Genomic DNA, 25287 nt, shown 5'->3' with positions numbered 1-25287 from the left:
CTAACATCCCCCCACAGCCCCTAAAAAACCACAAACAACCACCTCTCCCCCGGGGGGGGGGGGGGCCCCCCCCCCCCCCCCCCGCCGCCTTACCCCCTCCCCCCACCCCCACCCCAACCCCCTCCCCCCGCCCACCCTCCGTTGATCATGAAGTTATTGCCACGCCGCTCGGCGTGTCGTGGCTATAACTTCATGATCAACGAGAGCTGGGGGTGGGGTGGGGGTGGGTGGGTAGGAGGGCTAGAGGGTTTTCAGGAGGGGGCGGAGGGCGGTCACTATGGGGGCGTCGGCGGGGAGCCAGGTGACCGAGTCCAGTTCGTCGGCCGTCAACCAGCGCAGCGCGGAGTGTTCCAGCGCCTGCGGTTGGTCGTCGTCGAGCAGGCGGGCCGCGTAGACCTTCAGCACCGACCGGCCGTGTGCCATCCGTACGTTGCGGCCGACCCGATCGCCGATCTCGACGCGTACGGCCAACTCCTCGGCGCACTCCCGGACCAGCGCGTCGACTTCGGCCTCCCCCGGCTCGACCTTCCCGCCCGGAAACTCCCACATCCCGGCCACCTCGGGCGGGGCAGCGCGCGCGCAGGCGAGCACCCGCCCGTCCCGGATGATCGCCGCACCGACGATCACCTTCAGGTCCCGTCGTTCGGTCTGCCCGTCGCCATTCGCCCGTTCGGTCCGCACGGGCGTCCAGGGTGCCAGATCAATCGGCGGTTTGGGTACCGTAGCCGTCCGCTAGGCCAACAGAACACGGAAGTGTGGGCGTGGACACCCCTTCCGAGCGGCGAGAGACTAGAGGACACCGACAAGACACGGGATGGCGACGATTTGGCCACGAGCCGACAACGGCGCTTGGGGGGTGCGGTGATGCGCGTGCTGTTCAGCAGCAGGGCCAAGCACGACTATCTCTCCGACGCGTTGACCTTGCTATCTGGTTGGACGCGCGAAGGCGAGCAGATCCGACGGACGCTCGTGATCGACGATACCCAACACGCCGCCCTGACCGAACGGGTCAAAGTCGTCGCCGACGCGTTGCACCTGCGCCCCGAGATCAACCGCCTGCCCGACAGCACCCAGATCCGGGTCGGGCACGGCAACGACGAGCCGCTGACCGAGGGCGAGGTCCTGTTGGCCGCCCGCATCGAGGACGCGTACCGGGCGGTCACCGAGTCCTGACGAGCGTCGCCGAACCCGACCCGGCGTCCTGCGGGTACCAGCGCAGCTCCACGGCGTTGCCGTCCGGGTCCCGCACGTAGATCGAGGTCGCCGAGCCACGGGCGCCGAACCGGCTGACCGGGCCGGTCAGCACCGTGAAGACACCCGATTCGATCACCCGCGCCCAGTCCAGTGGTGCCACCACCAGGCAGAAGTGATCCACGTTCGCGCCCTGCGGCTCGCCTCGGACGAGGTCGATGATGCTGCCTGGGCTAATCCGCACGGACGGGAACGGGACGCGGCCCGCCCGCCACTCGTCGACCCGTACCGGTGCCAGCCCGAGCCGGCCGCAGTAGAAGTCCAGGGACCGTTCCACGTCGGCGACGGTCAGCACCAGATGGTCGAAACCGATGACCCGCACCGCGCTCACGCCTTCTCCAGGCCGGCCGCCGCGCGCAGCCAGCCGGTGAACAGGGCCGGGTCGACGTCGGCGAGGTCGCGCAGCTTCACCGCCGCCATCGACCGCGCACCAGGCACCAGCCGTCCCGACGGGTCGGCGATCTCCCGCCCCCGCCACAACCCGAAGGTGACGTACGACCCGTACGCCTTGACCAGGCAGACCGGGCGCTGGCCGGGCCGGTCGCCCAGGCCCCAGACCGGGTGCCCGTGCCACATCGCGCCGGTCGCTGTCGGCAGGGCCGCCGCGATGATCGGCGTCAGCTTCTCGCCGATCTCGCGCAGTGGGCCGGCCAGGCCGGCCAGGTAGTCGTCAACGTTCACGGTAATACCTTTCGTTCGGTGTTCCCTGCCGCGTTCACGATCCCCGGACGAGGGCCACCGACCAAGACCCGATGCCGCTACGATCGTTGCCCGCAGGTCAACGATGGGAGCGGTGTGCTGGAGCGGTACGAGGTCGAGACGTTCCTGACGCTCGCGGAGGAACTGCACTTCGGCCGGACCGCCGAGCGGTTGACAGTCAGCACCGGCCGGGTCAGCCACATCGTGAAGAAGCTGGAACGTCGGATCGGCGCACCGCTGTTCGCCCGTACCAGTCGGGTCGTCCGGCTCACCCCGATCGGCCGGCAACTCGCCGAGGAGTTGGCCCCGCTGGTTGCCGGGATGGACGAGGCCGTCCGCCGCGCAACCGACGCCGCCCGGGGCGTGACCGGGACGCTACGGGTGGCGTTCCTCGGTGAGTGGACCGCTCCGGTGCTGCTCCGGGCGGTGACCCTGTTCGGTGAACGGCACCCGGACTGTCGGGTGGAGGTGCACGAGGCGCAGCTGTCCACCACCCGATCCGGGCTGATCGACGGGTCGACGGACGTGTTGATCGCCTCGTACCCGTTCGACGGGATGGCCACCGGCCCGGCGCTGCTCTCCGAGGCTCGGGTGCTGGCGGTGGCGGCGGGTCACCCGCTCACCCGGGAACGGTCGGTGTCGTTGGAGGTGCTCGCCGACCACCCGGTGGTGCAGTACCCGGCGGTGACCTCGGCGGAGTTCAAGCGGGACCGCACCCCGAAGCGCACCCCGGGCGGCCGGCCGGTGCCGAAGGGGCCGGCCGGGAACACCTTCTCCGAGATGCTGTCCCTGGTCGCGCTGGGCCGGGGTGTCCTACCGGTGGGCGAGCACACCCAGCGCTACTACCCGCGCACGGACGTGGCGTACGTGCCCATCCACGACGCGCCACCAATCGAGCGCGGGCCGGTCTGGCTGGCCAGCAACACCACCACCCGGGTACGCGAGTTCGTCCGCGCCGCCACCGACGCGAAGCCCCGATAGGACACGCCGAGTCGACGACGCGGGGTGGGCGCGTACCCTCGCCGACGACGACGGCCACGAAATCCTGCGCTTCCGCACGGAGGCCCAGCTGCGCACCTCGCTGACCAGGGCAGGCGGCTGGCACGGCGAGCCGGTGGGCCAGGGCGACGGCGAGTTCGTCGTCATCGCCCACCCGACCCCGCTGGCACCGGTTTTCTAGCCTTGGACGCATGGCGAACATCGCGTACGACCGCAAAGAGCAGGTCCAGCAGATCGAGAGTGGCCTCCTCGACGGCGAGCAGATCATCGCCGTCTACGACGCCGTCGGCACCGGCACCGGGTTCATCGGGCTGACCGACCGCCGCGTGATCATTCAGGACCGCTCCTTCGTCGGGAAGCGGTTCGCGATCACCAGCATCCCGTACTCGAAGATCACCAGCGTGAGCGTGGTGAGCAACAAGTCGTGGGGTGGTTCGTTCTTCTCCACCGGCGCGATAGCCATCCACGTCGGCACGCACACCTACGAGGTGGAGTTCCGTGGCGCGCAGAAGAGCCACCACGTGCACAACGTGATCCTGCACCACATCTCCTGACCCACCCGCGCTGCGGGGCCCGGCCGGCGTAATTGCCTTGCCGGGCCCCGGCCGTCTCTGGTGTCCTCACTCGACAGCCGCCGGAAGGGAGCAGCCACCATGCCCAACACGACGAAGTCCCCCGAACCCACAGTCATCCGACCCGAGGAATCGAGACTTCGTGAGCAGATCCGCTCAGAGCACCTGTGACACCCTGACCAACCCCGGAGGCCGCTGATGTCGGTCTTCGACGATCCTGGCCTGTTCGGCCGGCTCTGGGCCGCCGACTACGACAGCGGCGACACCAACCCCGACCCGATGCCCGCCGTCGACTTCCTGGCCGACCTGGCCGACGGCGGCCCGATCCTCGAACTGGCGATCGGCACCGGCCGGGTCGCACTGCCGCTGGCCGAGCGCGGCCTCACCGTGCATGGCGTCGAGGCGTCCGAGGAGATGCTCGCCCAGATGCGCGCCAAGCCCGGCGGCGACCAGATCCCGGTGGTCGTCGCCGACATGGCGGACGTACCGGTGACCGGTGAGTTCCGGCTCGCGTACCTGGTCTTCAACACGCTGTTCAACCTGGTCGACGCCGAGCGACAGGCGGACTGTTTCCGTAATGTCGCCCGGGTGCTGTCGCCCGGCGGCGCGTTCGTGATCGAGACGTTCGTGCCCGACCCGCGCAGCTTCGACAGGGACGAGCAGGTGCAGGTGTGGAACGTGGCCGAGGACTCCGCGACGATCCGGCTGCACAAGTACGACCGACCGACGCAGTCGTTCATCCGGCAGACCATCACCTTCGACGGTGACGGCGTGCACCTGAAGCCGTTCGCCATGCGATACGCCTGGCCACACCAGATCGACGAGATGGCGCAGCAGGCGGGGCTGCGGCTCGCCGAGCGGTACGCCGACTGGCACCGGCGACCGTTCGACGCGGACAGCAGGGCGCACATCTCCGTCTACCGGAAGCAGTAGCGGCAGTTGATCGGCTCCGGTTCCCTGACCTGCGGGAACCGGAGCCGATCTCCTGTGGAGACGCGCGCGCGATCAGCCGAGCGGATCGGGCAGCGGCACCGTTCCCGCTAACACCTTGTCCACCAACTCGACGCGCTGCCGGTGCAGGGCATGGCCGTTCAGCGGGCTGCCCGGCACATTGACGCAGTGCTGGCCGGGCACCGCGTCGCAGGCCGGACAGCGAAGGAACAGACCACCGGCCGGTACCAGTTCGACGCCCTGAGCCAGCGCCGATCTGCCAATCTTGACCAGGGCCACATAGAGATCGTCATCCTGATACCGAGTCGCGGCGGCAGCCACGTCGTGCATCCCTTCCCAGAACTTTTCGACGGCCTGCGGCTCGTTGATGTCGATGCGCACGGTCGCACATCCCCGTCCTCGGACCCGGCAAACCCTCAGCCGGTACGCCGGGACGTCGGGTAACGCCAGCGACTACGCCCTGAGCGGATTCTGCTGCTGGCAGCCTTTGTTGATTTACGAGGTCCGTGCCGGGTCAGCTGTGGGCATGCCCCCGGACACCTCCCGCTTTCCGCGCTCCTCGCCGTACTGGCCGGTGGTCAGTCATCCGCAGCTCCGGCGCGTCCTACCCGGGCTCGCCGTGTCCGCGTTGGGCGACGGCATGGCGGTGGTCGCGGTGCCCTGGCTCGCCAAAGAACTCGCACCGCCGGACCGGCACGGCATCTGGATCGCGCTGGCCATGGCCGCGTACACAGTGCCGAGCGCGGTCGGGACCGTCGTCTTCGGCCGCCTGCTGCGCGGGCGCGGCGGCGCCCAACTCGCCGGCTGGGACGCGACCCTGCGGGCCTGCGCACTCGCGGCGATCCCCCTCGCTCACCTCGCCGGCGTGCTCACCATCGGGCTGTACGTGGTCCTGCTGGCCGCGTCGGCTCTGCTGCACTCGTGGGGCTCGGCCGGGCGATTCACCCTGGTCGCCGAACTGCTGCCGCAGCGACACCACCTGCCCGCCAACGCGGTGCTCGGCACCATCGCCGGGTTCGCCACGATCGCCGGCCCGCCACTGGCGGGCATCCTGATCAGCTGGGCCGGATCGGTGTGGGTAATCGCCCTCGACGCCGCCACCTTCGCCGCGCTGGCCCTCACGTACCGTCTCGCCCTTCCCACCAACGGCGGGCCCGCACGGTCCGAGGGCGGCGCTTCGCGAACGGCAGGCTTCGCGGTCATCCGCCGCGACCCCGCCCTGCTCGGTCTGCTGGTGCTGAGCCTCGGCTTCTTCTTCCTCTTCGGCCCGGTGTACGTGGCCATGCCGATCCACGTCACCGACGACCTGCACGCCTCCGCAACGCTGCTCGGCGTCTTCTACGCCGCCTTCGGCGTCGGCGGTCTCGTCGGCGGCGTGGCCGCCGGCCACCTGCGCCGCTGGCCGCTGCGGGTCACCACCATCGGCATCGTCGTCGGGTTCGGCATCGCCATGCTGCCGCTCGGCCTGGGTGCACCGCTCGGCGTGTCGTTGCCGGCCTTCGCTCTGGCGGGCCTGATCTGGGCGCCGTACACGTCCACCTCGATGGCGCTGTTCCAGCGCAGCACGTCGACGACTCAGCTGCCCGCGGTGCTGGCCGCGAACGGTGCGATCCTCGTGCTGGCGGTGCCGCTGGGCACCATGCTGGGTGGGCCACTCGTGGGTGCCCTCGGCCCCCGCCCGACGCTGCTGCTCTGCGCCGTGGCGATCGTCGCCCTCGGCCTGGTCGCCGGCGGGTTCGCGATCTCCCGTCGGAGCGCGCGAACCCCCGATCCGACCGGCACCGAGGTCAGTGGCCGTCGCTGATCTGGACCTGGTGCAGGATGTCGACCATTGTCATCCCCCTTCGTCGTGGTGGCGGCTGCGCTCGATCGTCTCGGCGACCCGCTTGATCCGGCGGAGCCGGGCGTCCCAGGTGGCGCCCACCGCCGACAACTGCGCGACGGCACGGGCGAGCTGCGCCTCGTCGACCTGGTAGTGACGCTCGCGACCGGCCGTCTCGGCGTGGATCAGCCCGACCCGGTCCAGGACGGCCAGATGCTTCGAGACGGCCTGCCGGGTGACGGGTAGTCGCCTGCTCAGCGACGTCGCGGTGCCCGGCCCGTCGGAGAGCAGAAGATCGATCATCGTACGACGGGTGGGGTCACCGATGGCCGACCACAGCTCGTCGTCGACAGCGGCGCTCACGGCGTGGCGACCAGCCGTGCGACGTACCCGCCCAGCCTGGGCAGGTAGTGGTCCCAACCGTTCTCGTGGTCCTGGTACCGCGCCTCCAGGACGGCGATCTCCCAGCCCATCTCGCGGAACCCGGTCTCGGTCATCCGGATCTGCGTCCCCGTGCCGGCGGGGGTCAGGTCGAAGGTGACGAGCAGCGCCGGCCCACTGCGGTCCGGCTCGGTGAAGCACCACCGGAAGGAGAATCGCTTCGGCGGGTCGACCTCGACGACGGCGAGCGCGACGGTCGTCGTCTCGCCGGTGTCCGCGTTGCGCCAGATCAGTTCGCCGGGTGCGCCAGCGACCGACTCGAACCGCGCGTCGTCGGGCCACCACTCCCGCATGTGCTCGGGCTGACTGACCACCTCGAAGACCACCTCAGGCGACGCGTCGACGTGAATGTCGCGTTCGATAGTTCCCTGCTCCATGCGCCCCACCCTTTCGCAACCTTTAGTTGCACTCAACCTACGACAGCCCCCGCCTTCGCGCAACCTTTCGTTGCATGTTCTGGTCCCGTCGTACCCGGGGCGCACAATGCCCGGCATGTCTGAGCCATCGCCGCACCGGCACCACGCCATCGACTACGTCGAGTTCACGGTGACCAACCTCGCCGAGGCCAAGCGCTTCTACGCCGACGCGTTCGGCTGGCAGTTCAACGACTACGGCCCCGGGTACGCGGGCATCCGCAGCCCGCACGGCGACTCCGCCCCCGAGGTCGGCGGTCTCCGGCTCGACCAGGACGTCGAGGCGGGCGGTCCGCTGGTGCTGCTCTACTCAAGCGACCTGGACAAGTCCGTGCAGGCCGTGACGGAGGCCGGCGGCCAGGTGGTGAAGGGGCCGTACGAGTTTCCCGGCGGCCGGCGGTTCCACTTCACCGACCCGAGCGGCAACGAGCTGGGCGCTTGGGCCGAGCAGTAGGGAGCGCTGACCAAGGCACAGCGTCCGCCCTCTCAGCGAGACTCGATGGTGGTCACCTGCGCTGGACGCGCAGCACACCGGTCAGCATCGGCAGGGTGAACTCGCCCTGCGCGGTCTCGGGCCGGGTCCGGAGGAAGGCGCGGATCCGGCCGAGGGTGGCATCCCGCTCCTCTTCTGCCATGACCAGCATCCCCGCCCGGGTCGCGAGTGTCGCGCCGAGGGAGTCGGCGGTCCGGCGCTGCCCATGCGGAAACTCGACCTGCTCCGATGCGCCGAACCGGGCGTTCAGGTCGGTGCTCGCAACCACCATGTCGGCCGTCGCGGCGCGCCAGCAACTCAGCGTGTCGCGGGGGCCGATGGCCGCACGCCCGCTGACCCGTTCGAGTGCGGAAACCCAGTCGATCCGGTCGTCCAGGACGTTCCACAGCCCGGCCAGAACGCCGCCGGGCGTGAGAACCCTGGCGATCTCCTCCCCCGCGACGGTCATGTCGAACCAGTGCAGGGCATTGCCAACCAGGACGGCATCGACTGACGCGTCCGGCAGCGGAATCGACTCCGCGCTACCGGGCAGAGCGCGGACGGCCGGCAGCGCGTGGCGTAGCTCGGTGAGCATCGCCGGGTCGGGTTCGACCGCTACGACGTCCGCACCCAACTCGACAAGCGTGGCGGACAGCTTGCCGGTGCCGGCGCCAAGGTCGAGCACCCGTGGGCCGGGCGCGGGCTCAAGTGCCCAACGCACCGCCGCCCGGGCGTAATCCGGACGGTGCTCGGCGTACGCGGTCGCCGCCGCGCCGAAGGATGTTCGGAGCAGGTGCTGGTCGTCCATGCGGTCACCGTAGCGCCCTGCCACTCTCAGGTGAACCGGCCGACGAGGACGCTCGCTCGTCCTTCTCGCCGACGGACCGGTAGCTGTGCACGTCCGGGTCCGGATCTCCGGCGATCCCCAGGTCCTTGCGCATCAACTCACGAAGGGTGGCATTGGCGGCCCAGAGCCGGTTGCGCGCCTCGATGTAGCGATCGCTCCCCACATCGGCACCATGGCTGAGCACCTCGCACACGCCCTCCAGGCTGCGCGCGGCGGTGACCACTTCGTGCATGAGGCCCCGCGAGCCAATCAGCGAGATGCTCTGCCGCAGACGCCACACTCCTGATGCGTCAAGGGCTTCCAGCAGTGCGTGGGATCGCTCGACCGGGGAGAGTTCGCTGCGAAACGCGACCGACCGCAGGTCGGAATGGGCTTTGCTGAGAGCAGCCAGAAAGTCGACGTAAACCTGTTGCCGCGCTTGCAGTAGGCGACTCTTATCCTCGCGTCGCCATCGAAGGTGGTCGGCCAGGAAGACCGACATGAGTCCGACAATGGCACCTACGATTGTGCCGAGGATCGTCGACCACTCCATTCGCTCACGATACGCCGCCACCACCAGCACAAGGCGTCACCATCCGCTGTGGAGGCAACCGAGGGGCCTGGGATACCGTCGGAGCGTGGTGGATCCGATTCCGCTGGCGTCGGGGCGAGACCGACGGTCATCGGGTCCTTCGCCGTTACCGCAACGGTGGGGACGTGGCCGCTGAGGCGGCAGTCATGGCGTACGTGGGGAGTCTGGGTCTGCCGGTGCCCACCGTGTCTTGGGGAGGCCCGTCTGCCTCAGCTGACAGTGCCGTCCCGGTCCACCTGGACACCGCTGCGCAGCAGCCCGACGAGCCGTTGGGCGTGTGACACGTCGGTGCCGCCGAGAGCGGCACCGCTGGCGATGGCGAGCAGATCAGTCACGGTGAGGTCGGGCCGCACGGCACCGGCGTCCTGCGCCCGGCGCAGCAGTCCGGTCGCGGTGGAGCGCATCGACTCGTGCCACCTGCCGAACATCTCGGTCCGGTGGGCGGCAGGGCCTTCGGTGGCGGCAAGGGCGAGCGCACGCTTCGTCGCGACATGGACGACGAACGCGTCCAGCCAGGTGAAGAGTGCGTCTGCCGGTGACGGGTCGCCGAGCAGATCGACGCCCTGACGGCACAGCGCTGCCACCTCGTCGGCATAGACGGCGACGAGCAGGTCGCCCCGGGTTGGGAAGTGCCGGTAGAGGGTTGCGTTGCCGACACCGGCGCGTCGCGCCACCTCGTCAAGGACGACCTCGGACCCGGAGTTGTCGACGAGTTCCCGCGCCGCGGCGAGCAGCCGGTCGACGTTGCGTGCGGCGTCCGCCCTGCGCCCACGCTTGGGAATCATCGGGTTGTCCGCGGTCGACCCCATCCAGCGCTCCAAGTCTTGCCAATCGGGGAGTTCCCCGCTTAATGTACCAAACATGACCGGGGAATTCCCCGCTTGGAACCAGTGGAGGATGCGATGGCCCTGACCGCCGAGGACCGGGCAGCGATCACGGACCTGCTCAACCGGCACGGCCACCTGACCGACAGCGGCGAGTTCGACCGGATGCAGGAGCTGTTCACCGCAGACGTGGCCTATGACGTCACGGACCTCGGTGGTGGTGTGCTCACCGGGCTCGCCGTGCTGCGGGACGCCGCGCTTGACCTGGGTGCGGGGAACCCAGTCGCCCACCACGTCACCAACATCGTGCTCACCGCGGTAGCCGAGGACCGCGTCCACGCCCAGTCGAAAGGCATCGGCATCAACGCGGACGGCACCGCCGGTAGCGTGACCTACGAGGACACGATCGTGCGCGGCGACGGTGGATGGCGTATCACCCACCGGAGGGTCCGCGCCCGGCGGGTGCCCCTGACCCACTGACCGCGCTCCACCGAACTGATTCGGGAGCGTGCCGGCGCGGCCGGTGTCGACAATCGCCTCGGACCCGACGAGGCGGTGCCGCCGCGCTACTGTCGCGCGTCCGGCCGCTGCGCTACGTCGCGCCGTCGCAGTTCGACACGGGTCAGCCAGGCAAGCCCGCCCAGCGCCGCCAGCAAAATCCAGCCGGCGGGGTTCGTCGGGGCGAGCACCAAAGCGGCGATAGCGCCCACCGCACCGAATGCGCCAAAGACCCACATCTTGCGGAGCGGCATCCCCCGAGGCGGCTGCGGCTCTTGCTGAGCAGGCGCGGTGGAATCCTCGGCGGTCACGCGCTGATCTTCGCGGTAGCCCGTGGTCCTCGTCAATCGCAAATCTTCTGACCTGCGGGAACAGGCCGGACTCAGACCTTGTCGACGCCGTCGAGAGGTCCGACACGTACTGCGGCTTCGACAGGGAGCGATGTCCTGGTCTGGGGCCTACTTCGCAGCAGGTGACCGGGACCGAACCCGCACTGCCAGCGTGGGAGCCGGATTGTTTCGTCGGTCAGAGTTGCCAGGCTCGCTGGTGAATGAGGGGGCAGCGTCAGAGTTTGCGGTCTCGAGGTGCCGGCGGTGCCGTGTCACTCCCACAGGTCGGCGTCCTTGTTGCCGGACGGGTCCGTCTCCCCAAGAGACTCATGGAGCCCTCCGATCTCGCGACCCGTCGGGTTGCACTGCGCGTCCGTCTCGATCAGGTGCCAGCCGGGGTCGCTCTCACGCGCGTCCGGGTCCCCGCCCTCGTCGAGGATGCACACTGCGGCAAATACCGCCTCGTAAGCTCCAGCTCGGGCGACCAGCAGCACATCATGAGGATCCGCGCCTGACTCAATCAGCCGGTGCGCGGCCGCGACGTCGTGTAGGGCGCTGACATCCGTCCAGGGAGATATGGCCTCCCGCCACAGGGCGCGCAGAACCATGAACCGAGCCAGCTGCGGAATGTCCTCGCTGATCTCCGACCTAGCCCACCCCTCCGGGTCTTGGGCCCCAAGCTCCTTGAACCTCTCCGCGAGCGATACAGCGGAATCTCGGGCGCCCGGCGGCAGAGTTGCCAGCCACTCGTCCCACGTAGGCCAGAAGGTCACCACGTGATACTGCCTTCGCCTCGCCTGCCAACCAACCCCAGCGCCGGCCCGGTGTCCCTGAATGCCGTCCAGAGACGACGCCGAACACCATCACGTCAGGTCCTCGAATGAGTCTTCGCCGGGCCGCCACACCATCCACCGTCCATCATCGAAACCGGAGAGCATGGCTATCTCCGGTGTGTCGATCTGCTTCGGCGTCGGGTGGAGACGAAGGGCCGCGTCGCTGAAACGGAGCTCGATCCCCGTCCCGGTTCGCTCGCTCGAATCGGTTACGACCTGCGGAATGAGTCCTACCAGTGCGTCGGCCCAGCCGGGCTCTCCAGGTAGGTGGGTGCGATCCGCACGACTGATCGCCGGGAGGATGTCGCAGTTGAGCACCGGCATCTCGTCGGACAGCTCGCCGTCAAAGCGCAGCTGCACGTAATCCATGACGAACTGCACCGAGTACAGGCGCAACCCGACAAGTCGTCCCAGCAGTTTATTCGGGATGTACGCCATGCGGCGGAGCCTATCGAGCCGCCCAGGGGAGCCGGCCAGATGGTGAACCGCGACAGAGGCCCCGAGCCCGACGAGCGGTGCTTCCCCCAACGGCGCGACGGAGTCGCGGTGGCAAGCGGGGTCAGGGACCACCGCTACCGACTCTCCCCGGAGGAAGGCGCCGAGTTTGCGCGACAGGCTCGGCAGCTGCGCGACGCCGACGACCTAGAGTTGCCCGGCGCGGACAACACCGTCGACGTGGACCGGCGCGGGGAGGGCCGAGGCCGATGAGTGTGTGGACCCGCTGGAAGATCGCTCTCCCGCTGACCGGGCTCAGCCTCCTGGTCTTCGTACCCGCTGTGTTCGGCGCGTGGGCCTGGTGGTCCGAGAACGGCACTGCCTACCGGGTAGTTACGGTCCTCATCTGCCTGGTCGTCGCCAGCTGCGTTGGCGTCTCTCTGTCCATCGGCCTCAAGCGGACCGAGGATGTGCCGTGGCTCCGTATCGGGCTCGTTGCCCTGGGCGTGCTCGCTACGTGTGGGCTCGCCGTCGCTCGGGACTCGGTGCAGTAGTACGGCCCCACCCGGAACTAGACATTGAACCTGAACTCCACCACGTCGCCGTCCTGCATGACGTACTCCTTGCCCTCGATGCGGACCTTGCCCGCCGCCTTGGCCGCCGCCATCGAACCGTGCTCGACCAGGTCGTCGTAGGAGACCACCTCGGCCTTGATGAAGCCGCGCTGGAAGTCGCTGTGGATGACACCCGCGGCCTCCGGCGCGGTCGCGCCGACCGGGACGGTCCAGGCGCGTGCCTCCTTGGGGCCGGCCGTGAGGTACGTCTGGAGGCCGAGGGTGCGGAAGCCGACCCGGACGAGCTGGTTGAGGCCGGGCTCGTTCTGCCCGATCGACTCCAGCAGCTCGCGGGCCTCGTCCTCGGGGAGGTCCACCAGCTCGGATTCGATCTTCGCGTCCATGAAGACGGCCTCAGCGGGGGCGACCAGGGCGCGCAGCTCGTCGAGGAACGCCTCGTTGGCCAGCTCGGCCTCGTCGACGTTGAAGACGTACAGGAAGGGCTTGGTGGTGAGCAGGTGCAGCTCGCGCAGGTGCTCCAGCTCGATCTTGGCGGCGGCGGCCCCGGAGTAGAGGGTGGTGCCACCGTCGAGCACCTCGATCGCGGCCTTCGCGGCGGCGACCGCGGCGAGGCGGTCCTTGCGGAGCTTGGCCTCCTTCTCCAACCGGGGCAGCGCCTTGTCGAGGGTTTGCAGGTCGGCGAGGATCAGCTCGGTGTTGATCGTCTCGATGTCGTCGGCCGGCGAGATCTTGCCGTCGACGTGCACCACGTTCGGGTCGGAGAAGGCCCGGACCACCTGGCAGATCGCCGAGGCGTCCCGGATGTTGGCCAGGAAGGCGTTGCCCCGACCCTGCCCCTTCGACGCGCCGCGGACCAGGCCGGCGATGTCGACGAACGACACCGGAGCCGGCAGCACCTTCTGCGAGGAGAAGATCTCGGCCAGCTTGCCCAGCCGCTCGTCAGGGAGCCCGACCACGCCGACGTTGGGCTCGATGGTGGCGAACGGGTAGTTCGCCGCCAGCACGTCGTTCTTGGTAAGCGCGTTGAACAGCGTGCTCTTGCCGACGTTGGGCAGGCCGACGATGCCGATGGAGAGACTCACGACCAGCCAGCTTACGCGGATGCCGACCGGGCCGGCCCACGCGGTCCACGGTCCGGCACAGAAAGCGGTACGGGTGACGTTCCGGCGCCGGTGCAGGGGTTCCGCCGGCTCTCCAGGTGCACCGCTGGGCAGCCCGTGCCTTTATGGGGCGACGGGACCCGGCAGGCGTTGCTACCGTGCCGATCTCGATGTCTCGCTGCTGGAGGTGCAATGACCTCGACGTTGCCCGAGCTGTACATCGCCGTCGATGTGGAGGCGGACGGACCCATCCCCGGGCCGTACAGCATGATCTCGCTGGGTATGGCGGTGACCGGCCGCCCGGACCTGTCCTTCTACACCGAACTGCGCCCCATTTCCGACGACTTCGTGCCGGCGGCACTCGCCGTCTCCGGCCTGGACCGGGACCTCCTGCTGCGCGAGGCGCCCACCGCCCAGGAGGCGATGTCGGCAGCCGCGGCCTGGGTCAACGGGCTGCGCCGGATCGGCCGCCCGGTCTTCCTCGCCGCCCCCGCCGTCTGGGACGGCATGTTCGTGCACTGGTACTTCGTCCGCTTCGTCGGCCACAGCCCGTTCGGTGCCACCGGCTCGGGCGTCGACCTGCGCAGCTACTGGATGGGGGTGACCGGCAGCGAATGGGTCCAGACCCGCAAGGGCAAGATCAAGCACGAGTTGGGCCTGCACAACGTGCCGCACACGCACCACGCCGGGGAGGACGCCGCCGAACTGGCGCAGGTCTTCGACGCGGTGCTCCGGCGCCAATCCGGCGATCAGGCCGGCGAACAGGCCGGCGATCAGGCCGCCGATCAGGCCGGCGAACAGGCCTGACCGACGCCGGCGCTCAGCCGAGCCGGCGCGGGGCGATCACCTTCTCCTGGACGCTGCCGTCCGCGCCCCGGCTGACCTCGTACGCCGAGACACCCTCGCGGTCCGCGACCGCCTCGACCAGCCGGGTGCCCTGGTAGACCAGGCCGACCCCGTCGTCGGTGCACGAGCTGGTCGGCAGCGTTCCGTTGCCGACCAGCTCGTGCATCAGCGGACGCCGCTGCCCCTCGCTGTCGTAGTGCACCCCGTTGCCGTACGGCAGCCAGGCCAGGCCGTCGGTGAAGCCGCGCAGCCGGGGGCCGAAGCTGTCGGTGGCACCGCCGACGTGCCAGCAGATCGAGCCGGCCGAGACCCCGGCCAGCACCACGCCGGCCTGCCAGCACTCGTGCAGGATGTCGTCGAGCCCGTGCACCCGCCAGAGCGCGACCAGGTTGGCCACGCTCCCGCCACCGACCCAGACCACGTCCTGGCCGAGCAGGTGGGCGCGGACGTCCTCGACGTTCGGCATCGGGAACAACGCGAGGTGTGACAGTCGGAACCGGGTGTCGGCGAACGCGCCGTAGACAGCGGTGAGCGCGGTGGGTTGGTCCCCGACAGCCTGACCGAGGTAGCAGACCCGCGGCTGCGGACCGGCCTCGGCCAACTCGGCCGCCAACTCGAAGACCGGGCCGGGGCGCAGGTCGGCGGGACCACGGTCACCGCGCACGAAGCCCATGCTGGTGGCGAGGATGGTCGGTGCGCTGGCGGGCATCGGGCGTCCTTCCGTGGGGTGCGGCGTTCATCCTGCCGCAGCCGGCCGGCGGCACACCGGCAACCCCGGTGCGCCAGCCGGCCCACGCGGTCAGTCGCCCTGGCGCTGGCGGGGCACCTGAGCCTCGGACCAGCAGCCCGGGGGCAGCTCGTCGAACGGCCGAACGGCCGGGGGCAGTTGGGCCGCGGCGGCCCGGGGCAGGGTGAACCGGTCCGCGGCGGCCGGGCCGGCCGAGATCGACTCGCGCAGCATCCAGCGCACCTCGTCGGCCGTCCAGCCCAGCCCCGGCCGGGCGGCGATCTCGCGAACCAGCCGCCGGCCGACCCGGGTGTCGTCGTCGTAGAAGCGCATGCACCAGTGGTGCGTCCACATGCCGAGCGCCCGCAGGCCCGCGTCGTCGAGGGAGCCCGCCAACCGCCCGCAGGCGGTGTCGGCAAACATCAGCTGGGGGTCGGTCGTCCGGTCCCGGTCGATGGCGCCGCGGGCGGCCGGCGCGACGGCCCGCATCCGGCGGTAGAAGGACTGCGCCACCGCTCGGGGCAGCGGCGGGAATGTGCCCGGTGTCGACGCCGCCGCCCAACCCGCCACGCTCACCATTCGCCGCACCCCTTCTTGAGTTGGTGGCCGGACGTTACCCGTCACGACCGACACTTCCGGGCCGAGAAAAGCCGTCGGATCGTGGATAGCGACGATGACCTGGGGCGTCTGTACGGGTGACAACGAAACGGGGGTGGTGGGTGGACGAGGACGAGCGGGCTCGGCTGGCCGAGTTCGTCGCCAGCCGGACGCCGGCGCTGATGCGGGTCGCGTACCTGCTGACCGGCGACCGCAACGCCGCCGAGGACCTGTTCCAGTCGGCACTGGCCCGGACCATCCCGAAGTGGGGATCCATCCGGCACGCCGATCCCGAGGGGTATCTCCGCGTGGTGATGTACCGCGAGCAGATCAGCTGGTGGCGACGGCTGCGCCGGTGGCGGGAGACGCCGCTCAACCCGGCGGACGAACCGGTCGGCGTCGATCCCAGCGGCGGCACCGACGTCCGGTTGGCGATGCGCGCCGCCCTTCGCCACCTGCCGGCGGCACAGCGGACGGTGGTGGTCCTGCGTTACTACGAGGACCTGCCCGAAGCCCGGGTGGCCGAGCTGCTCGGCTGTTCCGTGGGCACGGTGCGCAGCCGTACCCATCGGGCCGTCAGCCGCCTGCGCGAGCTGCTTCCGGAGGTCGAAATGCTTGAGGTACGGCGATGACCGACCCCTTCGAGCACCTCATCCGCACCACCCTCACCGATCTCGCCGAGGAGGCACCGATCGTGCATGACCAGTTGAACCGGGCGGAACTACGGGTGCGTAACCGACGCCGCGTCACGGTGACGATGGGGGCGGTCGGCACCCTCGCGGCGATCCTGATCGCCACCCCGCTCGCGCTCGCCTCGACCGGGTCGGACGAGGCGCCACCGGCTGCCCCCAGCCCGGCTGGCCCGGCGGGCCCGGCTGGCCCGGCGGGCGTACCCGACCCGCCCGCGCCGGCCGTGCTGCCGACGGACGTACCGAGCCCCGGCGGCGCGAGGCAGGACCCGTTGACGCCGCCCGGCGTGCCCGGTGCCCCCACTGATACGCCAGGTGCTCCCGGTGTGCCTGGTAGGCCCGGGATTCCCGGTGCTCCAGGGGCGCCCGGGGTTCCGGCTGCGCCGGGGGCACCGGGTGCGCCTGGCGATCCGTCTCCGCTGAACCTGCCCGGCGCGCCGGGCGACAGGTGAGCGCAACGACAGTGTCGCGCTGAGCAGAACCGGTCAGGTCGGTGGCCTCCTCGCCCCGGCCTGACCGGCCGCCACGACAGGGTTCGGCGCGGGCGGCACCGGGAGGATGCGGCGCTGTCGACCCGAGATACCTGTCACCTCCACGCGGCACTTCCCGCACCGCCGAGCGCCAGGCGCCCCCGGGGACAGCGGGTGCCGGTGCACCGGGTTTGCCGAGGCCGGTCAGCCCGCCCATCCTTGGGCCATGACCGATCCCGGACACCCGACGTGCGAGCTGCGGGAGCGACGATGAGCACCACCATGCCCCGGGTGCCCACCTCACTCACCGGGCAGATCGTCACACCCGGCGACCGGCGGTACGCGCAACTGCGCTCCACGTACACCACGACGGCGTCGCCGGCCGCCATCCTGCTGCCGAAGACCACCGCACAGGTGGTCGACGCGCTGCGCTACGCGCGGGAGCAGCGGCTGCCGATCGCCGTCCGCAGCGGCGGGCACGGCTTCTCCGGCGCCTCCTCGAACAACCGTGGTGTGGTCATCGACCTGTCCCTGCTCAACCGGGTGCAGGTGCTCGACGAGCGGGCCGGACTGGTCCGGGTGGAAGCCGGCGCCCGCTGGGCGAACGTCGCGAGGGCGTTGGCCCCGTACGGCCTGGTGATCAGCTCGGGCGACTACGGCGGCGTCGGCGTCGGCGGCCTGGCCACCGGCGGCGGGGTGGGCTGGCTGGTCCGCGCCCACGGCCTCACCCTCGACCGCGTCCGCGCGGTCGAGGTGGTGCTCGCCGACGGAACGCTCGTACGCGCCGACGCCGCACACGAGCCGGAACTGTTCTGGCTGGTCCGAGGGGCCGGAGCTGGTGCGGGGATCGTGCTGGCCTTCGAGATCGAGGCGGTCGAGCAGCGCAACGTCGGCGTGACGCAACTGGTGGTGGAGACGCACCCGGACGGGCGCACCATCCGGGAGTGGACGGCCTACCTCGCGCAGGCCCCCCGGGAGTTGTCCGCGGCGGCGGTGGTCTACGCGGAGGGCCGCTCGGCCCTGATGTCCATCACCGCGGTGGTGGCCGCCGAGAGCCTGCGCCGGGCCCGACCCGCGGTGGAGCCGCTGCTCGCCATCGGCAAGGTGCTCGAACACCGCACCGACCTGCTGCCCTACCCGGCCCTGGTGCCGACCGCGCACCTGAGCCCCAACGTCGGGCAGCAGCGCGGCACGACCACGAACGGTCTGTTCACCGGGCTGGACGACGCCGGCGCGCGGGCCCTGCAGCGGGCGGTGACCGGGCCGGGGCGGGCGGTGGTCCAACTCCGCTCGCTGGGCGGCGCGGTCAACGACGTGGCGCCGGACGCGACCGCGTACGCCCACCGCCACCAGGACACGCTTGTCATCGCCTCGGTGTTCCCACCCCAGGGTGGGGCGGCGTTGGACGCCGCCTGGCGGGCCGTCGGAGCGCGGGCCGACGGCGGGTACGTCAACTTCGAGAGCCGACCGGGCCCGGCCGCGTTCGCCCGGATCTATCCGGGCGAGACCGGGATCCGGGTACGACGGCTGTGGAAGCGGTACGACCCGGACGGGGTTTTCCGGTCGGCCCTGCTGATCGGTCAGCCCCACCGCGCCGGTCAGCCCCACCGACCAGCCCAGCCGAACCGATCCGCCCAGCCGAACCGATCCGCCCAGCCCACCGGATCCGGTCAGCCGCATCGACGACGTCGCCGCCCCCGCTGACGGGCCCCTGCTCACCGGCACGCCCAGGTCCGATTCCCGCCAGCCGCCGGCGGGTCGAGCGGGGCATCATCGGTGCCATGGAGTTGGACTTCGAGCGGTGTTACCGGGCCGTGGACAGCCGTGACCAGCGGTTCGACGGCTGGTTCTACACCGGGGTGACGTCCACCGGCATCTACTGCCGGCCGTCCTGCCCGGCGATCACGCCCAAGCGGCAGAACGTCCGGTTCTTTCCGTCCGCCGCCGCCGCGCAGGGTGTCGGGTTGCGCGCCTGCCGCCGTTGCCGGCCGGACGCCGCGCCGGGTTCGCCCCTGTGGGACGTTCGCGCGGACGTGGTCGGCCGGGCGATGCGGCTGATCGCGGACGGCGTGGTCGACCGGGACGGCGTACCCGGACTGGCCTCCCGGCTGGGCTACACCGAGCGGCACCTGCACCGGATGCTGAGCGCCGAGATGGGTGCCGGGCCGCTCGCGCTGGCTCGCGCCCAGCGGGCACAGACCGCCCGGATCCTGATCGAGACCACCGACCTCGGGATGGCCGAGATCGCGTTCGCGGCCGGCTTCGGCAGCGTCCGACAGTTCAACGACACGCTCCGCGAGGTGTACGCGAGCGCCCCGTCCGACCTGCGGACGGCGCGCGGTGGCCAGCGGACGCCGGCCGGTGCGGGCACCCTCGCGCTGCGGTTGGCGTACCGTCCGCCGCTGCACGCCCAGGCGCTACTCGACTTCTTCGCGGTGCGGGCGCTGCCCGGGGTGGACGAGGTCCGCGCGGGGACGTACCACCGGGGTCTGCGGTTGCCGCACGGCACCGGCGAGGTGGCGCTGACCCCGGCGGCCGGGCACGTGGCGGCGACGCTGCGGTTGACCGACCTGCGCGACCTGGCACCCGCGGTGGCGCGCTGCCGCCGGCTGCTCGACCTGGACGCGGACCCGGCGGCGATCGACGCCACCCTGGCCGCCGACCCGGCGCTGGCCCCCGTGGTGGCGGCAGAGCCCGGCATCCGCGTCCCTCGTGCGGTGGACGGCTTCGAGATGGCCGTCCGGGCCATCATCGGCCAGCAGGTCTCGGTCACCGCCGCCCAGAAGACCCTGACCCGCCTCCTCGCCGCCCACACAACTCGCGTCGATCATGAAGTTATTGCCACCGATGCCGGCGTGTCGGGACAACAACTTCATGATCAACAAGGAGGGGCGGGGCGGTTGCGGGGTTTTTTGGGGGCGGAAGAACTGCTGGTGCTGCCGGACTCTGGGTTCGGGATGCCGGTGGGGCGGCGGGAGGCGCTGCGGGGGTTGGCGCGGGCGGTGGTCGACGGGTCGGTAGACCTCGCGGCGGGTGCCGACCGGGAGGAGGCCCGTCGAGGGCTGCTCGCGCTGCCCGGCATCGGCCCGTGGACCGCCAACTACCTGGCCATGCGCGCCTTCGGCGACCCGGACATCCTGCTCGGCACCGACCTCGCGGTCCGGCGCGGCGCCGCCGCCCTCGGCCTGCCCGACACCCCGACCACCCTCGACGGGTACGCCGACCGTTGGCGCCCCTGGCGGTCCTACGCAACGATGAGACTCTGGAGAGCGGCATGACCATCGACAGCACCGTACTGAGCACGCCGGCCGGTCCGTTGAGCATCCTCGCCGGCCCGGACGGCGACGTACTCGCCGCAGGCTTCACGCCGGATCCGGCGGCGCTGCTGCCCCTGATCCACCCGAGCCTGCGGGCGCCGGTGCGGCAACGGGCCGCCCTCGGCCCGGTCACCGCGGCGGTCCACTCCTACCTGGACGGCGAACTCGACGCCATCGACGCGGTGCCGGTCCGTCAGCGCACCGGCGGTGAGTTCATGGCGCACGCCTGGCAGGTGCTGCGCGAGGTGCCACCCGGCGCGCCGGTCACCTACACCGGGTACGCCGCGCTTGCCGGTCGACCACCTGCGGTGCGGGCCGCCGCGGCCGCCTGCGCCCGGAACGCGGCGGCCCTGTTCGTGCCCTGCCACCGGGTGCTGCGCACCGACGGCACTCTCGGCGGATACCGCTGGGGGCTGGACGTGAAGAAGTGGCTTCTCGGTCATGAGCGCGGGTTGACAGCAAGCTGACACCGGCGTCGCCTGCCATTGACGTTACCGTCTTGTATGCCTGTGCGGAGCGACGGCAACCCGGCCACCCGGGTCGCCGCGCCCCGGCACCCGTTACACAACCTCTGGCGACTGCACCCCTACCTCCGCCCGTACGCCGCCGAGTTCGGCTGGCTGCTCGTCGCGGGGCTCGCCGCCACGGCGGCCGGGATCGCCGTACCGCTCGTCGTGCAACGGGTGGTGGACGGGCCGGTGGCCCGACACGAACCGGCCGGGCTGTTCCAGCTCGGCGGCCTGGCGCTGCTGCTGGGCGTGGTCGAGGCGGTGCTCATCTTCATCCGTCGGTGGGTGCAGTCCTCCTCCGCGGTGGGCATGGAGGCGGCGCTGCGCGCCGACGTCTACGCCCACCTGCAACGGTTGCCGACCAGCTTCCACGACCGCTGGCAGTCCGGTCAGCTGCTCTCCAGGATCACCAGCGACCTGTCGGTGATCCGCCGTTTCCTCTCCTTCGGCGTGCTCTTCCTGATGCTCAACCTGACCACCTACGTGGTCGTGGTCGTGCTGCTCGTCAACCTGCACCCGATGCTCGGTGCGCTGGTCGCGGCCAGCTCGGTGCCGCTGCTGCTGATCAGCCGCCGGTTCGGGCGGCACTACCACGCCGCGTCCCGACGGATGCAGGACCAGCAGGGCGACGTGGCGACCCTCATCGAGGAGACCGCGCAGGGCCTGCGCACCATGAAGGCGTACGGCCGGGGGCCGGAACTGGCCGCCCGCTTCGGCGTCGGGGCGCGGCGACTGCACGACACCGGCGTCGGCAAGGCGCGGCTGCTCGCCAGCACCTCCGCGCTGCTCGACCTGGTGCCCAACGTGACACTGGGCGTGGTGCTGGTGGCCGGTGCGGCCGCCGCCGCGAAGGGCGCGCTCACCATCGGCGAGCTTGTCGCGTTCGTGAGCCTCCAACTGATGCTCATCTGGCCGGTGCAGTCGCTGGGTTGGATCATCGCCAACGGTCAGGAGGCCGCCACCGCCGCCGACCGGCTCCAGGAGGTGCTGGACACCCCGCCCCAGATCGTGGACTCCCCCGGCGCGCTCGCGCTGCCCCGCGACAGAGTGCACGGCCGGCTCCGCGTCGAGCGGGTCTCGTTCAGCTACCCGGACGCCCCCGCGCCGGTGCTGCGCGAGATCGACCTGGCCATCGAGCCGGGCGAGACGCTCGCCCTGGTCGGCGCCACCGGCTCCGGCAAGAGCACGCTGCTCTCGCTGGTGCCCCGGCTGCACGAGGTGACCTCCGGCCGGATCACCCTGGACGGGCACGACCTGCGCGAACTGCGGCTGGCCTCGCTGCGCCGACTGGTCGGGGTGGCGTTCGAGGAACCCACGCTCTTCTCCATGTCGGTGCGGGAGAACCTCACCCTGGGGCACCCGGACGCCAACGACGACGATGTCCGCGCGGCCCTCGCGCTGGCGCAGGCCGACTTCGCGTACGAGCTGCCGTGGGGGTTGGCCACCCGCGTCGGTGAGCAGGGCATCTCCCTCTCCGGTGGGCAGCGGCAGCGGCTCGCGTTGGCGCGGGCAGTGCTCGGCCGACCGGCGGTGCTGGTGCTCGACGACCCGCTGTCCGCTCTCGACGTGCACACCGAGGCGCTTGTCGAGGCGGCTCTGCGGCAGGTCCTGCGGGACAGCACCGCGCTGCTGGTGGTGCACCGGCCGTCGACGATCGCCCTGGCCGACCGGGTCGCCCTGCTCCAGGACGGGCGGATCACCGCCGTGGGCCGGCACTCGGACCTGCTGGCCACCGTGCCGGCGTACCGGGCGCTGCTGGCCGCCGACCCACCCACCGGGCATCCACCGGCGACGGAAGCCGCCGGTCCGACCCCGTTCCCCTCGGACGGGTGGGGGCTGGTGCGCTCGTGACAGTGCCGGAGCAGGCCGAACCATCGCCCGAGGAGGAACCGGAGCTGACCCGCTGGCGCGGAACCGCCACCGACCCGGAGGCGGACCGCAGCCGAGCCGAGGACACCTCGCCCGAGGCGGTGGCCCGGCTGCGCCGGCTCAGCCGGGCCCTGCTCGCCGACCAGCTCCGGCCACACCGGGGGCGGCTCACCGCCGCTGTCGGCCTGCTGCTCACCCAGAACGCCGCCGCGATGGCCGGCCCGTACCTGGTCATGATCGGCATCGACCGGGCCATCGCACCGCTGCGCGCCGGCAACGCCGGTCCGCTGGTCGCCGTCGCCGGGGCGTTCGTGGTCGCCTCGCTTACCGAGTACGCGGCCCGGCGCGGGTTCCTCACCCTCTCCGCGCGGATCGGCCAGGCCGTCCTGCTCGACCTGCGGCAGCGGGTGTTCGGGCACTTCCTGCGGCTGTCCGTGGGTTTCCACGAGCGGTACACCTCCGGCCGGATGGTCTCCCGGCTCACAAGTGACCTGGACTCGATCGCCGAACTGGCCGACGGTGGCATCGACAACCTGGTGATGGCCGGGCTGTCGATGCTGTCGGTGGCCGCCATCCTGCTCTGGCTGGACCTGCCGCTGGCCGCCGTGACGCTGCTGGCCTTCCCGTTCCTGTTCTCGCTCTCGCGCTGGTTCGCCAGGTCGTCGGCAAGCGCGTACCGGCGGACCCGGGACGCGGTAGCGCTTGTCATCGTGCACTTCGTCGAGTCGATGCGGGGCATCCAGGCGGTGCAGGCGTTCCGCCGGGAGCCGCGCAACCAACGGATCTTCGTGGCGCTCGGTGACGACTACCGACGGACCAGCCTGCACGCGTTCCGACTGATCGCCACGTACTCGCCGGCGATCAAGCTGATCGGCAACGTCACGGTGGCGGCGGTGCTCTGCTATGGCGGGTGGCGGGTGCTCGACGGCCAGACCGAGGTAGGTGTGCTCGCCGCGTTCCTGCTCTACCTGCGTCGCTTCTTCGAGCCGATGCAGGAGCTGAGCCAGTTCTACAACTCCCTTCAGTCGGCCACCGCCGCGCTGGAGAAGCTGGCCGGGGTGCTCGACGAACGGCCGGCAGTGGCCGAGCCGGAACGCCCCACACCGCTGCCGACCGGGCCGGGTCGCGGCGAGTTGACCTTCCGGGCGGTCTCCTTCGGTTACCGGGCCGGCACCCCGATCCTCGGCGGCCTGGAGCTGACCGTGTCGGCCGGACAGACGGTGGCGCTGATCGGGCCGACCGGCGCGGGCAAGTCGACGATCGCCAAACTGGTCGCCCGGTTCCACGACCCGGACACCGGGACGGTCCGGCTCGACGGAGTCGACCTGCGCGAGGTGAGCGACGCCGACCTGCGCCGTGCCGTGGTGTTGGTGACCCAGGAGAACCACCTGTTCAGTGGGACCGTCGCGGAGAACATCCGGTTCGGTCGCCCGAGCGCGGACGACGAGACGGTGCAGGCCGCCGCGCGGGCGATCGGCGCGCACGACTTCATCGCCGCCCTGCCCGACGGGTACGCCACCCAGGTGCACCGGCGCGGCGGCCGGCTCTCCGCCGGGCAGCGGCAACTTGTCGCGTTCGCCCGGGCGTTCCTGGCCGACCCGACAGTGTTGATCCTGGACGAGGCGACGTCGTCACTGGACGTGCCTACCGAACGGCTGGTGCAGCGGGCTCTCGGCACCATTCTGCGCGACCGCACCGCCCTGGTGATCGCACACCGACTCTCCACTGTGGAAACCGCCGACCGGGTGCTGGTCCTGGACGGCGGGCGGGTCGTCGAGGACGGCCCGCCAGCCGTGCTGGCCGAGGCCGGCGGCAGGTACGCGGCGCTGCACCGGCAGTGGCGCGACTCGCTGGTCTAGGCGAGCACCGTCCCGCCGTCGACGGTGAGCACCGTCCCGGTGGTGTACGGATTGACCATCGTGAACAGGTACGCGGAGGCGACATCGTCGACCTCCCCGACCCGGCCCAGCGGCACGGACGCCGCGCTGAGCCGGTACAACTCCTCCCGGTCGGCCTCGGACATCGACGCCCAGAGCGGGCTGCGGATGACGCCCGGGGCGACCGCGTTCACCCGGATGCGGCGCGGCGCGAGGTCGACGGCGAGGGCGCGGGTCAGTGCCTCCGTCGCTCCGCAGATGCTGGCCGCCACCGACCAACCCGGGCCGGGCCGGGCGGAGGCGGTCCCGCTGGTGAGCGTGACGGAGCCGCCGTCGCGCAGGTGCGGGGCGGCGGCCCGGACCGCGCCGAGCGCCCCGAAGTAGCGCAGCTCGAAGAACTGCCGCGCCCGGTCCACCTCCAGGTCGTCCAGGGACATCAGGGCCAGCGGCTCGCCGGCGGTGTAGGCGAGGTGGTCGACCGGGCCGACGTCCGCCGCCAGTCGGGTGAACAGCCGGCCCACAGCCTCGGTGTCGGTCAGATCGACGACGTGGCCGTGCGCGCCCTCCGGTAGCTCGGCGAGCGACCGCTCGATGCTGGCCGGGTTGCTGGAGGCGACGGTGACGACCGCCCCGGCCTCCGCGGCCGCCCGGGCCGTCGCGAGGCCGATGCCGGAGGTGCCGCCAAGGACGACGACGTGCCGGGAACGCAGGGAAGTGGTGTCCATGGCTATGGTGCCTTTCTCTCGGATGGGGC

General features: G+C 71.1%; 32 protein-coding genes. 16 read left to right on the top strand and 16 right to left on the bottom strand.

Going from position 1 to position 25287, the window contains the following annotated elements; genetic code table 11:
* Window positions 1-240: 240 nt before the first annotated feature.
* Entirely contained in the window at window positions 241-681 is a 441-nt protein-coding gene (locus AB0B85_RS03480) for a (deoxy)nucleoside triphosphate pyrophosphohydrolase (protein WP_357403110.1), read from the bottom strand.
* A gap of 183 nt (window positions 682-864) precedes the next feature.
* Between AB0B85_RS03480 and AB0B85_RS03475 the strand changes: the two genes are divergently transcribed.
* Window positions 865-1173 (top strand): 4a-hydroxytetrahydrobiopterin dehydratase, encoded by a 309-nt coding sequence (locus AB0B85_RS03475; protein WP_357403108.1) that lies wholly within the window; start codon window positions 865-867, stop codon window positions 1171-1173.
* On the opposite strand, the gene AB0B85_RS03470 is transcribed toward AB0B85_RS03475, so the two are convergent.
* Window positions 1160-1582 (bottom strand): VOC family protein, encoded by a 423-nt coding sequence (locus AB0B85_RS03470; RefSeq protein WP_357403106.1) that lies wholly within the window; start codon window positions 1580-1582, stop codon window positions 1160-1162. The genes AB0B85_RS03475 and AB0B85_RS03470 overlap by 14 nt on opposite strands.
* Entirely contained in the window at window positions 1579-1932 is a 354-nt protein-coding gene (locus tag AB0B85_RS03465; protein WP_357403104.1) for a DUF1801 domain-containing protein, read from the bottom strand. Before AB0B85_RS03465 ends, AB0B85_RS03470 begins: the two co-directional genes overlap by 4 nt.
* A gap of 114 nt (window positions 1933-2046) precedes the next feature.
* On the opposite strand from AB0B85_RS03465, the gene AB0B85_RS03460 reads away from it, so the two are divergent.
* The 3 genes from AB0B85_RS03460 to AB0B85_RS03450 all read left to right on the top strand — a co-directional run bounded on the left by AB0B85_RS03460 (window position 2047) and on the right by AB0B85_RS03450 (window position 4454).
* Complete coding sequence (locus tag AB0B85_RS03460; RefSeq protein WP_357403102.1) at window positions 2047-2931, top strand: LysR family transcriptional regulator; 885 nt, start codon at window positions 2047-2049, stop codon at window positions 2929-2931.
* 209 nt (window positions 2932-3140) lie between these two features.
* On the top strand, window positions 3141-3503 hold the full coding sequence (locus AB0B85_RS03455; RefSeq protein ID WP_203147864.1) for a PH domain-containing protein: 363 nt from the start codon (window positions 3141-3143) through the stop codon (window positions 3501-3503).
* A 216-nt stretch (window positions 3504-3719) separates the two neighbouring features.
* Window positions 3720-4454, top strand: a complete 735-nt coding sequence (locus tag AB0B85_RS03450) for a class I SAM-dependent methyltransferase (RefSeq protein WP_357403099.1) — start codon at window positions 3720-3722, stop codon at window positions 4452-4454.
* Between the two features lie 72 nt (window positions 4455-4526).
* On the opposite strand, the gene AB0B85_RS03445 is transcribed toward AB0B85_RS03450, so the two are convergent.
* Window positions 4527-4853, bottom strand: a complete 327-nt coding sequence (locus AB0B85_RS03445) for a hypothetical protein (protein ID WP_357403097.1) — start codon at window positions 4851-4853, stop codon at window positions 4527-4529.
* Window positions 4854-4998: 145 nt separating this feature from the next.
* Between AB0B85_RS03445 and AB0B85_RS03440 the strand changes: the two genes are divergently transcribed.
* Window positions 4999-6276 carry an MFS transporter gene (locus AB0B85_RS03440; protein ID WP_357403095.1) on the top strand — a complete coding sequence of 426 codons (1278 nt, stop codon included), beginning with the start codon at window positions 4999-5001 and terminating at the stop codon, window positions 6274-6276.
* Window positions 6277-6306: 30 nt separating this feature from the next.
* Here the strand turns inward: AB0B85_RS03440 and AB0B85_RS03435 are convergent, their stop codons facing one another.
* Together AB0B85_RS03435 and AB0B85_RS03430 are read right to left on the bottom strand one after the other, a co-directional pair.
* On the bottom strand, window positions 6307-6657 hold the full coding sequence (locus AB0B85_RS03435) for a metalloregulator ArsR/SmtB family transcription factor (protein WP_357403093.1): 351 nt from the start codon (window positions 6655-6657) through the stop codon (window positions 6307-6309).
* Entirely contained in the window at window positions 6654-7112 is a 459-nt protein-coding gene (locus AB0B85_RS03430; protein ID WP_357403091.1) for an SRPBCC domain-containing protein, read from the bottom strand. The genes AB0B85_RS03435 and AB0B85_RS03430 overlap by 4 nt, the downstream gene beginning before the upstream one ends.
* Window positions 7113-7227: 115 nt before the next feature.
* Between AB0B85_RS03430 and AB0B85_RS03425 the strand changes: the two genes are divergently transcribed.
* Window positions 7228-7602: a VOC family protein gene (locus AB0B85_RS03425; RefSeq protein ID WP_357403089.1), complete on the top strand. Its 375-nt coding sequence runs from the start codon at window positions 7228-7230 to the stop codon at window positions 7600-7602.
* Window positions 7603-7654: 52 nt separating this feature from the next.
* On the opposite strand, the gene AB0B85_RS03420 is transcribed toward AB0B85_RS03425, so the two are convergent.
* The 3 genes from AB0B85_RS03420 to AB0B85_RS03410 form a co-directional block, all read right to left on the bottom strand.
* A complete protein-coding gene (locus tag AB0B85_RS03420; protein ID WP_357403087.1) occupies window positions 7655-8428 on the bottom strand; it encodes a class I SAM-dependent methyltransferase in 774 nt (257 codons plus the stop codon).
* A gap of 4 nt (window positions 8429-8432) precedes the next feature.
* Entirely contained in the window at window positions 8433-8999 is a 567-nt protein-coding gene (locus tag AB0B85_RS03415; protein ID WP_357403085.1) for a hypothetical protein, read from the bottom strand.
* A 248-nt stretch (window positions 9000-9247) separates the two neighbouring features.
* Window positions 9248-9847, bottom strand: a complete 600-nt coding sequence (locus tag AB0B85_RS03410; protein ID WP_357403083.1) for a TetR/AcrR family transcriptional regulator — start codon at window positions 9845-9847, stop codon at window positions 9248-9250.
* A gap of 93 nt (window positions 9848-9940) precedes the next feature.
* Between AB0B85_RS03410 and AB0B85_RS03405 the strand changes: the two genes are divergently transcribed.
* Entirely contained in the window at window positions 9941-10342 is a 402-nt protein-coding gene (locus AB0B85_RS03405; RefSeq protein WP_357403081.1) for a nuclear transport factor 2 family protein, read from the top strand.
* An 86-nt stretch (window positions 10343-10428) separates the two neighbouring features.
* Here the strand turns inward: AB0B85_RS03405 and AB0B85_RS03400 are convergent, their stop codons facing one another.
* From AB0B85_RS03400 to AB0B85_RS03390, 3 genes are all read right to left on the bottom strand, one after another.
* Complete coding sequence (locus tag AB0B85_RS03400; protein WP_357403079.1) at window positions 10429-10671, bottom strand: hypothetical protein; 243 nt, start codon at window positions 10669-10671, stop codon at window positions 10429-10431.
* 290 nt (window positions 10672-10961) lie between these two features.
* Complete coding sequence (locus AB0B85_RS03395) at window positions 10962-11465, bottom strand: hypothetical protein (RefSeq protein ID WP_357403077.1); 504 nt, start codon at window positions 11463-11465, stop codon at window positions 10962-10964.
* Window positions 11466-11552: 87 nt separating this feature from the next.
* Entirely contained in the window at window positions 11553-11960 is a 408-nt protein-coding gene (locus tag AB0B85_RS03390; protein ID WP_357403075.1) for a hypothetical protein, read from the bottom strand.
* Between the two features lie 39 nt (window positions 11961-11999).
* Between AB0B85_RS03390 and AB0B85_RS03385 the strand changes: the two genes are divergently transcribed.
* Window positions 12000-12230, top strand: a complete 231-nt coding sequence (locus tag AB0B85_RS03385) for a hypothetical protein (RefSeq protein ID WP_357403073.1) — start codon at window positions 12000-12002, stop codon at window positions 12228-12230.
* 298 nt (window positions 12231-12528) lie between these two features.
* Here AB0B85_RS03385 and ychF read toward each other — a convergent pair whose 3' ends face one another.
* Window positions 12529-13614, bottom strand: a complete 1086-nt coding sequence (gene ychF, locus AB0B85_RS03380; protein ID WP_357403071.1) for a redox-regulated ATPase YchF — start codon at window positions 13612-13614, stop codon at window positions 12529-12531.
* Between the two features lie 210 nt (window positions 13615-13824).
* On the opposite strand from ychF, the gene AB0B85_RS03375 reads away from it, so the two are divergent.
* Window positions 13825-14439 (top strand): exonuclease, encoded by a 615-nt coding sequence (locus AB0B85_RS03375; RefSeq protein WP_357403069.1) that lies wholly within the window; start codon window positions 13825-13827, stop codon window positions 14437-14439.
* A 13-nt stretch (window positions 14440-14452) separates the two neighbouring features.
* Here AB0B85_RS03375 and AB0B85_RS03370 read toward each other — a convergent pair whose 3' ends face one another.
* Both AB0B85_RS03370 and AB0B85_RS03365 read right to left on the bottom strand, forming a co-directional pair.
* Window positions 14453-15187 carry a peptidase E gene (locus tag AB0B85_RS03370; protein ID WP_357403067.1) on the bottom strand — a complete coding sequence of 245 codons (735 nt, stop codon included), beginning with the start codon at window positions 15185-15187 and terminating at the stop codon, window positions 14453-14455.
* A 90-nt stretch (window positions 15188-15277) separates the two neighbouring features.
* Entirely contained in the window at window positions 15278-15784 is a 507-nt protein-coding gene (locus tag AB0B85_RS03365; RefSeq protein WP_357403065.1) for a hypothetical protein, read from the bottom strand.
* Window positions 15785-15924: 140 nt separating this feature from the next.
* Between AB0B85_RS03365 and AB0B85_RS03360 the strand changes: the two genes are divergently transcribed.
* The 7 genes from AB0B85_RS03360 (at window position 15925) to AB0B85_RS03330 (ending at window position 24515) form a co-directional block, all read left to right on the top strand.
* A complete protein-coding gene (locus AB0B85_RS03360; RefSeq protein WP_357403063.1) occupies window positions 15925-16434 on the top strand; it encodes a SigE family RNA polymerase sigma factor in 510 nt (169 codons plus the stop codon).
* The gene (locus AB0B85_RS03355; protein WP_357403060.1) at window positions 16431-16943 is read left to right on the top strand and encodes a hypothetical protein; all 513 of its coding nucleotides are present in this window, start codon (window positions 16431-16433) and stop codon (window positions 16941-16943) included. Before AB0B85_RS03360 ends, AB0B85_RS03355 begins: the two co-directional genes overlap by 4 nt.
* Before the next feature lie 288 nt (window positions 16944-17231).
* Window positions 17232-18665 carry an FAD-binding oxidoreductase gene (locus tag AB0B85_RS03350; RefSeq protein WP_357403058.1) on the top strand — a complete coding sequence of 478 codons (1434 nt, stop codon included), beginning with the start codon at window positions 17232-17234 and terminating at the stop codon, window positions 18663-18665.
* Window positions 18666-18742: 77 nt separating this feature from the next.
* Window positions 18743-20239, top strand: coding sequence for an AlkA N-terminal domain-containing protein (locus tag AB0B85_RS03345; protein ID WP_357403056.1), 1497 nt, complete (start codon window positions 18743-18745; stop codon window positions 20237-20239).
* Window positions 20236-20745, top strand: coding sequence for a methylated-DNA--[protein]-cysteine S-methyltransferase (locus AB0B85_RS03340; RefSeq protein WP_357403054.1), 510 nt, complete (start codon window positions 20236-20238; stop codon window positions 20743-20745). The genes AB0B85_RS03345 and AB0B85_RS03340 overlap by 4 nt, the downstream gene beginning before the upstream one ends.
* A gap of 36 nt (window positions 20746-20781) precedes the next feature.
* A complete protein-coding gene (locus tag AB0B85_RS03335) occupies window positions 20782-22638 on the top strand; it encodes an ABC transporter ATP-binding protein (RefSeq protein ID WP_357403052.1) in 1857 nt (618 codons plus the stop codon).
* Entirely contained in the window at window positions 22635-24515 is a 1881-nt protein-coding gene (locus tag AB0B85_RS03330) for an ABC transporter ATP-binding protein (protein WP_357403050.1), read from the top strand. Before AB0B85_RS03335 ends, AB0B85_RS03330 begins: the two co-directional genes overlap by 4 nt.
* Here AB0B85_RS03330 and AB0B85_RS03325 read toward each other — a convergent pair.
* Complete coding sequence (locus AB0B85_RS03325) at window positions 24512-25258, bottom strand: SDR family oxidoreductase (RefSeq protein ID WP_357403048.1); 747 nt, start codon at window positions 25256-25258, stop codon at window positions 24512-24514. The genes AB0B85_RS03330 and AB0B85_RS03325 overlap by 4 nt on opposite strands.
* Window positions 25259-25287 lie beyond the last annotated feature (29 nt).

It is taken from the genome of Micromonospora sp. NPDC049044, from assembly GCF_040649215.1.
Classification (GTDB): Bacteria; Actinomycetota; Actinomycetes; order Mycobacteriales; family Micromonosporaceae; genus Micromonospora.
Note: the sequence above shows the minus strand (reverse complement) of the source record. Positions and strands in the feature narration are given on the sequence as shown.

Bases quoted from the DNA above. Each gene is read 5' to 3' on its own strand.
- AB0B85_RS03475 (WP_357403108.1), top strand. From the start codon at position 865: ATGCGCGTGCTGTTCAGCAGCAGGGCCAAGCACGACTATCTCTCCGAC.
- AB0B85_RS03455 (WP_203147864.1), top strand. From the start codon at position 3,141: ATGGCGAACATCGCGTACGACCGCAAAGAGCAGGTCCAGCAGATCGAG.
- AB0B85_RS03450 (WP_357403099.1), top strand. From the start codon at position 3,720: ATGTCGGTCTTCGACGATCCTGGCCTGTTCGGCCGGCTCTGGGCCGCC.
- AB0B85_RS03440 (WP_357403095.1), top strand. From the start codon at position 4,999: ATGCCCCCGGACACCTCCCGCTTTCCGCGCTCCTCGCCGTACTGGCCG.
- AB0B85_RS03430 (WP_357403091.1), bottom strand. From the start codon at position 7,112: ATGGAGCAGGGAACTATCGAACGCGACATTCACGTCGACGCGTCGCCT.
- AB0B85_RS03425 (WP_357403089.1), top strand. From the start codon at position 7,228: ATGTCTGAGCCATCGCCGCACCGGCACCACGCCATCGACTACGTCGAG.
- AB0B85_RS03420 (WP_357403087.1), bottom strand. From the start codon at position 8,428: ATGGACGACCAGCACCTGCTCCGAACATCCTTCGGCGCGGCGGCGACC.
- AB0B85_RS03415 (WP_357403085.1), bottom strand. From the start codon at position 8,999: ATGGAGTGGTCGACGATCCTCGGCACAATCGTAGGTGCCATTGTCGGA.
- AB0B85_RS03410 (WP_357403083.1), bottom strand. From the start codon at position 9,847: ATGGGGTCGACCGCGGACAACCCGATGATTCCCAAGCGTGGGCGCAGG.
- AB0B85_RS03405 (WP_357403081.1), top strand. From the start codon at position 9,941: ATGGCCCTGACCGCCGAGGACCGGGCAGCGATCACGGACCTGCTCAAC.
- AB0B85_RS03390 (WP_357403075.1), bottom strand. From the start codon at position 11,960: ATGGCGTACATCCCGAATAAACTGCTGGGACGACTTGTCGGGTTGCGC.
- AB0B85_RS03385 (WP_357403073.1), top strand. From the start codon at position 12,000: ATGGTGAACCGCGACAGAGGCCCCGAGCCCGACGAGCGGTGCTTCCCC.
- AB0B85_RS03375 (WP_357403069.1), top strand. From the start codon at position 13,825: ATGACCTCGACGTTGCCCGAGCTGTACATCGCCGTCGATGTGGAGGCG.
- AB0B85_RS03370 (WP_357403067.1), bottom strand. From the start codon at position 15,187: ATGCCCGCCAGCGCACCGACCATCCTCGCCACCAGCATGGGCTTCGTG.
- AB0B85_RS03365 (WP_357403065.1), bottom strand. From the start codon at position 15,784: ATGGTGAGCGTGGCGGGTTGGGCGGCGGCGTCGACACCGGGCACATTC.
- AB0B85_RS03355 (WP_357403060.1), top strand. From the start codon at position 16,431: ATGACCGACCCCTTCGAGCACCTCATCCGCACCACCCTCACCGATCTC.
- AB0B85_RS03350 (WP_357403058.1), top strand. From the start codon at position 17,232: ATGAGCACCACCATGCCCCGGGTGCCCACCTCACTCACCGGGCAGATC.
- AB0B85_RS03345 (WP_357403056.1), top strand. From the start codon at position 18,743: ATGGAGTTGGACTTCGAGCGGTGTTACCGGGCCGTGGACAGCCGTGAC.
- AB0B85_RS03340 (WP_357403054.1), top strand. From the start codon at position 20,236: ATGACCATCGACAGCACCGTACTGAGCACGCCGGCCGGTCCGTTGAGC.
- AB0B85_RS03335 (WP_357403052.1), top strand. From the start codon at position 20,782: ATGCCTGTGCGGAGCGACGGCAACCCGGCCACCCGGGTCGCCGCGCCC.
- AB0B85_RS03325 (WP_357403048.1), bottom strand. From the start codon at position 25,258: ATGGACACCACTTCCCTGCGTTCCCGGCACGTCGTCGTCCTTGGCGGC.